Source organism: Bacillus cereus group sp. Bc031 (genome assembly GCF_027716265.1).
Classification (GTDB): Bacteria; Bacillota; Bacilli; order Bacillales; family Bacillaceae_G; genus Bacillus_A; species Bacillus_A paranthracis.
Genome location: NZ_JAQFUL010000130.1, coordinates 1 through 9315 on the forward strand (window position 1 = coordinate 1; position 9315 = coordinate 9315).

Here is a 9315-nt window from a genome sequence, read left to right on the forward strand (position 1 = left end):
TTAGTGTTAGTATAATAGTTTGTAACGAGTAAAGAGAAAGAAAAAAAGCTAAGCGTACCACCGCTCAGCTTCTTTGCTCCAATAGTGTACCACCACTATTAGAAAATTTGTGTTTGACGACACTTTTCGACCAAAATGTACTGCGAATACATATTGGTCATCGATGATTTTACGAATCATCTTAAACGATTATTTTTTTTATGGATTGACACCTGTTTTATCGATCTTTGACAATCAAATAATAAGGTATCATTTATATTTAAGGTTGAATTAACAACCTTATTTAACGTATGAAAAAGTACTATAGGTCAAGTTGTAAACTATAAAAAATTCACTCTTAGTTAACCTTGAGAGAAAAAATATAGATACAAATTGTATCACTTTAATACGAAAAAAAAGTTCTCATTCAGCGAACTTCCTATGTGACAAGTTTACAATGTATTTTTCATTTTGACAATACTTTAAGTAAACTCGTAGTTTTTACATACATTGAAAGGTACCTCTATTATTCGAGGTGCCTTTTTTTATTGGAAAATTAGAAAGGAAGGTAAAGATATGTTAGATAAAGACATGATTACATTAGATAACCCAAAGAGAGAATATCATAAGCAATATAGAAAGGCGAATAAGGAACAAATCAACGCGAATGCAAGAAGACGCAGACAAAAACAAAAGGAAAAAGCGGAAAAGTATGATGGATTATTAGCAGAACGTAATAAGTTAGCAGCATGGATACGATCTAGAGGAATCAGTGTAGAAGAATTATTGAAATAAGATGGACAAGCTGTATTAAGTCCGGACTAAGATACAAGGAGAAGATTTGTATACGGTCTAGGTTATTCGTGGGGCTTATACTACAGCTGTCATTGTCTAGCGGTATCGCAGTGCGTAGCACGAGAATAAGGAGCAGACATACACCACAAGCCCCAAACACTTTTATGCTCTCCAAAACAACATGTTTTGGGGACACCTAGTGTAACGTGGCCGAGTGCAACGGAAGGTTTTAATGTTTCGTTTAAAAAATGAGTTTCTTCTATTACTTGATATATTAGAAATAAGTCGGCTATTTCTCTAGTTTTCTAGTAATGACAAATCGTCGATAATCATAGTCATATCAAGGGTTTAAGCTATGTGACTTATTGCTAATAAGGCTTAAAAAGCCTTCCAAAAATTCCACTAGAAATGAGGTGAGAAATTGAATCATGAGGAATTTATAAATTCAACTGAAATAGATGATAAATTTTTAAAGCAAATCATTGATAATAGGGAATTTAATGACGTTATAGTCTCGTATTATGAACGACTACATAAAGAATCACGCGATGATGGAATGAAGAAGAAGCAGGAAAACGTTAAAGGTTGCAATGATTTTTGGATTATAGACAAATATCATGAACATAGATTAAAAGAGTTTAAACGAACTAATCTTTGCAAGGACAAGTTTTGTAACAACTGTAAAAAGGTTAAACAAGCTTCACGCATGGGTAAATTCATACCACTTATTCAACCTTACGCGGAAAATATGTATCAATTAACGCTAACTATTCCTAATGTTAAAGGCGATGAATTGAAAGATACACTAAGCAAGATGCAAAAAGCTTTTGCTCGTTTAATTGAGTATTTCAAAGGCAAAAAGAAAATAAAGGGAATTGATTTTGAAGTTTTACAATATGAAGGCGCTATACGATCTCTAGAAATAACATTTAACGGTAATGAGTATCATCCACATTATCATGCTCTTATTGTTTTAAAGGTTAATAAATTCCATGATTGCATGATAAGAAAACATAAAAATGTTTATTCAATAGACTTCACTGGAAAACGTGAGGCGCGTTTATTTAGTGATATAGAGGTTTTGATACAGAAGGTTTGGTATTTGATTATAAATGGTAAACGGATAACAGAAACAGCGATACAGTCACTTAAAAAAGGTTATTCATGCCAGTTGGACAAGTTTAGCGAAAACGATTTTGTAGAGATATTTAAGTACATGACAAAAGCAACAACGGAAGACGGTAAAACATTGAGTTATAAGCAATTCAAAACGTTGTATTATGCATTGTTTAAGGTTAGGCAAATACAAGGATATGGCATCTTTTATAATTTAAAAGACGATGAAGAGATTAATTTTGATGAAGTTAATGAAGCGTATGCAGAATTCATAGAGGAATTACAGACAAAAGAAAAACCTGTTACGGTATCAGAAGCACCAGAACAGGTCAGAAAAGAAAGTGACTATACAGTGTTTAGTCGTAAGACGTTCCAAAAATATTGGAAGCAAGTCATGAGCGAATAGCCTTACTCATTCCGGCAAGTTTGAAAAAAGGCTATCCTTACCACCATTAACCAAATAACGGAGGATTTTCTAACATCATTATACACAATTTTAATTCGTATGACGTAAGGGAATTCCTTCTATATTTTTAAAATTAGTAGAGACTATGAGTTATTTTGTAGTCTCTTTTTTATTGTAATGGAATTTAATCTTAAATCATATTTGTGTGTCGCAAACAGTTAATCATACCATTAGAACAGTGTTTCTGTAAATACCATCATGATATAATTAAGAAAAGGAAAAAGAAAACAAGAGAGGTGGAATTATGGGAAAAGAAAAAAATTCTTTAAAAGAAGCGAAAAACGCATATTTACGAAGATGGAGAGCAGCCAACCCAGATAAGGTAAAGCAATATAACGATAGATATTGGGAAAAGAAAGCTAAAGAAATGGAGGTACAAGCATGTCAGAAGTAAAAATGGACACTGTTATTAAAGGGAAGCAACAGAGTGAATTATTGAAGCATTTAGAAAAAGTAGGTATTGAGTTAATGGGTCGTAGAGATGAAATGTTAGAGCAGTGGGATGAAGCAGGACGTAAAGAGGATAGTGTTTTTGAAGATGATCTTAAATTTGTTGAAGAATTAATGAATCGAAATGACGAATTAATGTTTGATATAAAGGTGGAATTAATTACAACTATGGATGAAATTCATCATCAAAAAATGGGGTATTGATATGAAAAAAGACATAAAAAAAGAGCTCCCTCATTTACATAAGGTGGTACTCTCAATACTACCTTTAGGGAGATCTAACGCAATAACAACTAAAGAAATTATGGCACGTGCAGGGATAAAAGACAAGCGTGCTGTTTCAGAGATTATAAGTGATTTAGTAGAAAAGTATAAACAACCTATCGCTACAACGTCTAGGAAAGAGTTTAAGGGCGTTTTTATTGTACAGGATATTATAGATTATCAGATTGGGAAAGAAGCGCTTGTGACCAGGAAGAACCACATTGAAAAGAGAGATTCATCTTATACAGAAGCATGTTTACAAATATTTAAAGGGACGGTGACATTAGATGAGCCAAAAAGAAAACAATCAAACAGAGATGCAGAATCAATGGGTAGCGGCATTCAGTGATGAAACATCGAAAAAAGAATTAACGGATGAGCAAAAAGAATGGGGATTAGCTTTCGGAACCATAAAGCCGGAAAAAACAGAAGAACAGAAGCGATGGCAGCGGGCTATGGATGGTGAAAGAGAGCGTACGGAACAGGAACAAAATTGGATAGATGCATTTAAAAACTATTAAAACAGGAGTGTATGAAATATGGCAGATAAAATTAGTGTAGTTGTAGAAGATCCGAAGACAATCGAGTTTGAGCGAAATAAAGATGGTGTTACGATGAAGTTTGATGGGAATAAAGAGATTGTCTTCCCTGTTAAAGTGTATACAAAAGAGGTTATTCATTCTCAGATTGTGAATCCAAGCGTTCAAGAGTTGGAACAAGAGTATAAAGATTTTCGTGATAATAAAGTTAATATATCTGGTACTTATTATAATCTTTTTGAAGAAATAGAAGCGTTAGAAGAGAATTATGAGCAGATGCTATTAGATCAATGTAGTGGCAAGTGTACACAAGAGCAAGTAGACGGAGCAGCACAAGCATTACATAATGCTAAAATGAAACGAGATTCATTAGAAAAGGTTAACAAAAATTTAAAATTCAAGAGCAAATATACAAAAGAGGAAATGATTAAAAGTCATCATGAAGGTATCGATAAAGTTTTAGGTGAACATTATCGTTACAACGGATATTATTTGCCAGCAGTCGAAAAGCTAGCGCAATTAATAAAAATTAATGTTGTAGAGGTTAATTATGCAGCAGGGCCGGCTATGGATTATTTAAGAAGAGAGTTATTAGAAAAACAACGTGAATATGACGGAAGTGGCGTAAATGCATTTATGGTAGGCCCAACTTCAGATGAATCTCACGAGAAGACTTACCCATACAAAGGGAAAGTCTTACGATAATGTAAGAGAATAGAGTGGTTGAGACATTCTATTTTCTATAATGTTTACCTTAGTAAGTGAACGGAACATAATTAAAAGTAATTATCAAGAATAGACACCGATTTTTTGGTGTCTATTTTCTATATAGAGGGGACTTGAATGAATAAGGATACATTAAAAAACATCTTTCACGTGTATTGTTTCTACAAAGTACGTTTACAAGGTGATACAGAACCACGTATAAGACGAAATAAGCTAAATTATGATAATCCTATACAAAACCATTATAAAAGTTTCATAGACTGTCTGAGAGAGTTCTGTGAGGTGAGAAGTAATGTTTCAATCTATTCATTCTATCATTTTGTCGTGGATGCTGTTAATTCCTTAAATAAACAGGAAAGAAAGCTGATCTATGAGCGTTACTTAAATAGAGACCACTACAAATCTGATAGGCAACATTACCTAGCAATGGGTATGTCAGTACATAAGTATAAGAAATTGATGGATGCAGCAAGAGTAAAGTTAATAGACGCTCTAGGAATTGAGAATATTAAATTAATTATTCCAGATTGGATGAAACGATAAAGATTGCATATATGGTTATATTATTTTTAAATTTTATTTCGATTGTATTGCATTTAACTATACTCACTGTTATACTAGTGAATGTAAACTACATGTTGATTTACAGGAGGTTAATAGTTTAATGATGAAATCACTATACCGCATTCTCGAATTGGAAAAAGATGAAATTTCGTCTTCTGAAAAATTGGTTTTACTGACGATAGCGATCTACTCGAACGACAAGTTTATTCCGTTCTCAATTACAGAATTAGAGAATTACACGAATTTGAGTAGAGCTACAGTAACAAGATTAGTAAAACAATTAGAAGAAAAGGGATTCATCGAGGTTCAAAGGAATGGAACAGTAACAAATAATTACAAAGTAACATTGTAAAAACAAAGAAAGAGCAGGAGATTGCGCCTCCTACTCTTTCTAAACCCATTATCCCTATGGAAAGGATGTATTATATGTTAACACAAAAAGAACAATTAGGACATCTTGCAGAAAAAATGGAGTTAGTAAATGATTTAGCTTGGATTGCACATGATTTACTTTCAGATGAAGATTACACCAAAGAGAATGCAGCAGAAGCTATAGTTAAGGTTATTAATAGAGAATTATCTTATGTTTCTAAAGTGCGTTAAAAGAAGGTATAAAAAAGCTGACAACTTGGAGGGGATTTTCATGAAAAATAAGAATGAAATGACTAAAGAACAAACTTTAAATTTATTTATAGATACTTGTTTAGATTGTGGTGTTTCGTTAGAAAAACAATCTGAGCTAGTGAGAGAATTGATAAACCTTATTAAGCAGGAACGACATGGCGAATGGATGGAGTTAGCGGATAAATTTGTAGAAGAAGCTCAAAGCAAAGAAGGTGCAATGTTATGAGTGAAGTGAACATCGTTTTAGAAGAATTTGAAGTTTTGTTACATAAACTTATACTTGCAGCGCATCGTGGCGATGAAAAAGCGTTAGAAAGCTTAGATATGGTAAAAGAATGGTTAAATAACAATTAAGGCGTGGTGATCCACGTCTTTTTTGTGCAATAATAGATTTTTATATTTAGAAAGCGAGTGAATAAAATGACACAAGAACAATATACATATCAGATTACTTTTTATTTATCTGATGGCAAGGAAGTAAGTGGTAGAATTACACGTTATGAGGATACAGAAAAGTGTCTAAAAACATTACAGGAATTAATAAAAAATAGTAAAACAATATGTATTCCTACACTTGGAACTTTAATACGAACGAAGTACATTACCCACGTGAGGATAATAGAAATTAAAAATGAAAACGAGTAATACGTGAATTATTAAGGAAAAGGATATATCATTGTTATAACGAATGTTTTGGTAGAGGTGAAGCGTTATGACAGATAAAACAGACAGCTCTCAATCCATATATATAAGCAAAGACGTAGCGATGATGCTTAAAATTCAAGAATCAACTTTACGTAAATATTGTATCATGCTTGAGGACCACGGCTATAAATTTCATAAGAATGAGCACGGTCATAGAGGATTCCTTGATAACGATGTTATAACGTTAAGGAAATTAATCGAGATTAAATCACACCCTGATATGACATTAAAACAGGCTTGTAACGCAATTATGACATGGGTTAAAGAGAAAGATATGTCAGAGGTTGATACGAATGTTATAACAGAAAATGAGCAACATGACGAGCGATATAATGAGCTTAAAGAAATGATTCAGCAGCAGAATGAATTATTAAAGAATATGGCAAAAAAATTAGACGATCAGCAACGTTATATTGATGAGAAGTTAGAAAAACGAGATCAGCAATTAATGGGAGCTATCCGAGAAATGCAAGAAGAAAAACGAGTTTTGTTAGAAACGGCTTCAACAAAGCAGGATAAGAAATGGTACAAGTTTTGGAAGTAGGATTCCCTAAGTTTAGGGAGTCTTTTTTTATGTTTAAGTAGTGACGGTGATAAGGGGACATGATGTGGCCATCAATTAAATTTAGAGGGGACACCAAGGGGACATATCATTTATTTCTTTGCCCCCACGTTTAAGCTAGGCTTTGCCTGGTCCCAACCCTTAGTTGGGCACAAAAACCTCTTATGCTCTTCGCATGATTTATTTGGTAAAAAGCCCAGCAGGTAACATTCACAGAAACGTACAAGAAGAGTGGTGCGTATAACTGGGCACTCGTTTTTTTTCTTGTGAAGAAGATCTTATTTAACGGAGTACTTTTGCGGAGTACTGTCATACTCCTCCATTGGAATATGGAATGTTTTACGGAGCGTTCTAAAGAGGTAATGTTACCAATAGCGTTACCATTGCACACAATGCACCTTTTTATGTAGATAGAGTACTCATCTCATGCACCCTTTTTAATGTTGTATTACAAAACAAACACAACATAACTAATAAATAACAAAGCCCATATACCGGTAATTGAAAGGTAATATTGTTAAGGAATGATAAGGAACATGAGTGTAAAAGGGCCTTATCGTCATTATGGTTGTTTACAAAACAAACGAACTTAACTAACGCAAATATTCGTTCGTTCATAAATAAATTATGTTTTTATAAAGATGTGTTATTCTTTTCACGTTTTATCCAGTACAATCAATATAAGGAGGAGATTTCGTTGGATAAGAAAACACAAAAAACTGCAGCTCTAACACGCTGGCATAGTAATAAAGTAACTTTAGCTCATAAGTGGATTGACGATGAGGTGGTCCAAAAGCAAAGAAGAATGGTACAAGGTGCTATTCATTTATGCGAACTAGGAGAAAATATAGGATCTGAACAGAATAAAAGAAGACCTGTATTAATCATTTCTAATAACAACCTTAACAAAAACAATACGAATGCTGTAGTAATCCCTTTATCATCTAAGTTAGCTACAAAAACTAACAAAAAAGGAACTGTTATTCCGCGTTATAGCACTCATTATTTTTTAAAAAAATCAAAATACAATTTCTTAGATAGCGATTCATCTGTTAAAACAGAACATATTACTACTGTCAGTAAAGTAAGATTAGGCGAATTTCTGGGTAAAATAGATGAAGATGATATCGACAAAGTGTCTGTTCGATTAAAAACTCTTTTCGATATTTAAAATCGTTAATTTATCTCACTGGCGAAAACCTAACAGACAGTTGACATTTTAATTAGGACAAGCTATCCTTAAATTAAGATAAAGATAACTTTTACTTAGTCTACCTCGTCGTAGACAAACTCACACGATTAATTCAATACGTGATTTCTTCTTGAGAAGGGAACTTAGCATATTTTATATAGCTCGGTTCCCTTCTTTTCATAACTAAGCACATATTTATGTTGTAACTACATATAATAAAATACGTCGCCTGTCTCGTCACAGGCAAATTCACCCCGATTATTCTTATGATCGGGGGTTAATTTTTTATATAAATTAATATATAAAGATAAAGTAATTTTAATCATTCGTAAAAGTACACATTTACGAATAAGAAAAAGAATAAGAAAAAGATATTGTTTTGTATTCGTATAAGTTGTATGATTAGTTTACAAACATTCGTAAATTTAAATACATCTTTACGAACAAAGGGGAAGAGGAAAATGAACAAACGTTTCGCTTATATTCGTGTATCAGATAAAACTCAAAACGAAAATAGACAGTTGGACGAGATGTTGCAGCAGGAGATTGAAGAAAGAGATATCTTTATTGATAAGGCGAGCGGTAAAGACTTTAATCGTCCTAAATACCAGGCTTTAAAACAGATGCTACGTGCCGGAGATGTACTATATATCAAATCTATTGATCGTTTTGGTAGAAATAAAGACGATATTTTAAAAGAGTGGAATGAAATAACGAAGGAGATTGGAGCAGATATTGTTGTTTTGGACATGCCTTTATTAGATACAAGGCAATATAAAGATGTATTAGGCTCGTTTGTAAGTGATTTGGTACTACAAATACTATCCTTTTTTGCAGAGGAAGAAAGACGAAAAATCAAAGAGAGACAAAGAGAAGGTATTGATGCCGCACAAAGGCGAGGTGCAAAGTTCGGAAGACCAGCAGCTACGTTTCCTCCTAATTTTGAAGAAGTGTACAAGCGTTGGAAAGATGGAGAAATTAAAGCGATAGAAGCTATGGAAGAGTTGTCGCTTAAACGGACTACATTTTATAAACTAGTAAATTCATTCGAAAATAAGTAAAAAAGTAATAATACTATTTCAATTTCTTAAAAAAATAAGTCGAAAAGAAACAATCAAAAAAAGACAAACTTACCGATAAAAACCTTTGATATTACACGTAATCTATTATCTTTTGTGTCGAAAATTAAAAGTTAAAAAAGTAAATAAACTAGCATTAAGAGAGGAAATAATTAATGCGTTACTTGTTTCTATGAATTAGTGTTAGTATAATAGTTTGTAACGAGTAAAGAGAAAGAAAAAAAGCTAAGCGTACCACCGCTCAGCTTCTTTGC

At 32.9% G+C, this 9315-nt stretch carries 15 protein-coding genes; all 15 read left to right on the plus strand.

Annotation, left to right across the window (positions count from 1 at the left end):
• The first annotated feature begins 555 nt into the window (after positions 1 to 555).
• The 15 genes from PDQ33_RS27100 (at position 556) to PDQ33_RS27170 (ending at position 9043) form a co-directional block, all read left to right on the plus strand.
• Complete coding sequence (locus PDQ33_RS27100; RefSeq protein ID WP_270756959.1) at positions 556 to 774, plus strand: hypothetical protein; 219 nt, start codon at positions 556 to 558, stop codon at positions 772 to 774.
• Positions 775 to 1195: 421 nt separating this feature from the next.
• Positions 1196 to 2296: a protein rep gene (locus tag PDQ33_RS27105; protein ID WP_046951926.1), complete on the plus strand. Its 1101-nt coding sequence runs from the start codon at positions 1196 to 1198 to the stop codon at positions 2294 to 2296.
• Positions 2297 to 2600: 304 nt separating this feature from the next.
• Positions 2601 to 2750, plus strand: coding sequence for a hypothetical protein (locus tag PDQ33_RS27110; protein WP_270756958.1), 150 nt, complete (start codon positions 2601 to 2603; stop codon positions 2748 to 2750).
• Positions 2738 to 3010, plus strand: a complete 273-nt coding sequence (locus PDQ33_RS27115) for a hypothetical protein (RefSeq protein WP_046951925.1) — start codon at positions 2738 to 2740, stop codon at positions 3008 to 3010. The genes PDQ33_RS27110 and PDQ33_RS27115 overlap by 13 nt, the downstream gene beginning before the upstream one ends.
• A gap of 1 nt (position 3011) precedes the next feature.
• Positions 3012 to 3419, plus strand: coding sequence for a hypothetical protein (locus PDQ33_RS27120; RefSeq protein ID WP_200900115.1), 408 nt, complete (start codon positions 3012 to 3014; stop codon positions 3417 to 3419).
• Positions 3388 to 3591: a hypothetical protein gene (locus PDQ33_RS27125; protein WP_270756957.1), complete on the plus strand. Its 204-nt coding sequence runs from the start codon at positions 3388 to 3390 to the stop codon at positions 3589 to 3591. Before PDQ33_RS27120 ends, PDQ33_RS27125 begins: the two co-directional genes overlap by 32 nt.
• Positions 3592 to 3609: 18 nt before the next feature.
• Positions 3610 to 4314, plus strand: coding sequence for a hypothetical protein (locus PDQ33_RS27130; RefSeq protein WP_270756956.1), 705 nt, complete (start codon positions 3610 to 3612; stop codon positions 4312 to 4314).
• A 138-nt stretch (positions 4315 to 4452) separates the two neighbouring features.
• On the plus strand, positions 4453 to 4878 hold the full coding sequence (locus PDQ33_RS27135; RefSeq protein ID WP_270756955.1) for a hypothetical protein: 426 nt from the start codon (positions 4453 to 4455) through the stop codon (positions 4876 to 4878).
• A gap of 121 nt (positions 4879 to 4999) precedes the next feature.
• Positions 5000 to 5251 carry a MarR family transcriptional regulator gene (locus PDQ33_RS27140; protein WP_270756953.1) on the plus strand — a complete coding sequence of 84 codons (252 nt, stop codon included), beginning with the start codon at positions 5000 to 5002 and terminating at the stop codon, positions 5249 to 5251.
• Between the two features lie 74 nt (positions 5252 to 5325).
• Positions 5326 to 5502, plus strand: a complete 177-nt coding sequence (locus PDQ33_RS27145; RefSeq protein ID WP_270756952.1) for a hypothetical protein — start codon at positions 5326 to 5328, stop codon at positions 5500 to 5502.
• Positions 5503 to 5542: 40 nt separating this feature from the next.
• Complete coding sequence (locus tag PDQ33_RS27150) at positions 5543 to 5749, plus strand: hypothetical protein (RefSeq protein ID WP_270756950.1); 207 nt, start codon at positions 5543 to 5545, stop codon at positions 5747 to 5749.
• Entirely contained in the window at positions 5746 to 5877 is a 132-nt protein-coding gene (locus PDQ33_RS27155) for a hypothetical protein (protein ID WP_270756949.1), read from the plus strand. Before PDQ33_RS27150 ends, PDQ33_RS27155 begins: the two co-directional genes overlap by 4 nt.
• A 358-nt stretch (positions 5878 to 6235) precedes the next feature.
• The gene (locus tag PDQ33_RS27160; RefSeq protein ID WP_270756946.1) at positions 6236 to 6772 is read left to right on the plus strand and encodes a DUF3967 domain-containing protein; all 537 of its coding nucleotides are present in this window, start codon (positions 6236 to 6238) and stop codon (positions 6770 to 6772) included.
• A 715-nt stretch (positions 6773 to 7487) separates the two neighbouring features.
• Complete coding sequence (locus PDQ33_RS27165) at positions 7488 to 7961, plus strand: type II toxin-antitoxin system PemK/MazF family toxin (protein ID WP_270756962.1); 474 nt, start codon at positions 7488 to 7490, stop codon at positions 7959 to 7961.
• A 482-nt stretch (positions 7962 to 8443) separates the two neighbouring features.
• Positions 8444 to 9043, plus strand: a complete 600-nt coding sequence (locus tag PDQ33_RS27170; RefSeq protein WP_270756960.1) for a recombinase family protein — start codon at positions 8444 to 8446, stop codon at positions 9041 to 9043.
• Positions 9044 to 9315 lie beyond the last annotated feature (272 nt).

What these genes read in the sequence shown, in the direction of transcription:
- PDQ33_RS27100 (WP_270756959.1), top strand. Translation starts at nt 556, where the DNA reads ATGTTAGATAAAGACATGATTACATTAGATAACCCAAAGAGAGAATAT.
- PDQ33_RS27110 (WP_270756958.1), top strand. Translation starts at nt 2,601, where the DNA reads ATGGGAAAAGAAAAAAATTCTTTAAAAGAAGCGAAAAACGCATATTTA.
- PDQ33_RS27115 (WP_046951925.1), top strand. Translation starts at nt 2,738, where the DNA reads ATGTCAGAAGTAAAAATGGACACTGTTATTAAAGGGAAGCAACAGAGT.
- PDQ33_RS27120 (WP_200900115.1), top strand. Translation starts at nt 3,012, where the DNA reads ATGAAAAAAGACATAAAAAAAGAGCTCCCTCATTTACATAAGGTGGTA.
- PDQ33_RS27125 (WP_270756957.1), top strand. Translation starts at nt 3,388, where the DNA reads ATGCAGAATCAATGGGTAGCGGCATTCAGTGATGAAACATCGAAAAAA.
- PDQ33_RS27130 (WP_270756956.1), top strand. Translation starts at nt 3,610, where the DNA reads ATGGCAGATAAAATTAGTGTAGTTGTAGAAGATCCGAAGACAATCGAG.
- PDQ33_RS27135 (WP_270756955.1), top strand. Translation starts at nt 4,453, where the DNA reads ATGAATAAGGATACATTAAAAAACATCTTTCACGTGTATTGTTTCTAC.
- PDQ33_RS27140 (WP_270756953.1), top strand. Translation starts at nt 5,000, where the DNA reads ATGATGAAATCACTATACCGCATTCTCGAATTGGAAAAAGATGAAATT.
- PDQ33_RS27145 (WP_270756952.1), top strand. Translation starts at nt 5,326, where the DNA reads ATGTTAACACAAAAAGAACAATTAGGACATCTTGCAGAAAAAATGGAG.
- PDQ33_RS27150 (WP_270756950.1), top strand. Translation starts at nt 5,543, where the DNA reads ATGAAAAATAAGAATGAAATGACTAAAGAACAAACTTTAAATTTATTT.
- PDQ33_RS27155 (WP_270756949.1), top strand. Translation starts at nt 5,746, where the DNA reads ATGAGTGAAGTGAACATCGTTTTAGAAGAATTTGAAGTTTTGTTACAT.
- PDQ33_RS27160 (WP_270756946.1), top strand. Translation starts at nt 6,236, where the DNA reads ATGACAGATAAAACAGACAGCTCTCAATCCATATATATAAGCAAAGAC.
- PDQ33_RS27170 (WP_270756960.1), top strand. Translation starts at nt 8,444, where the DNA reads ATGAACAAACGTTTCGCTTATATTCGTGTATCAGATAAAACTCAAAAC.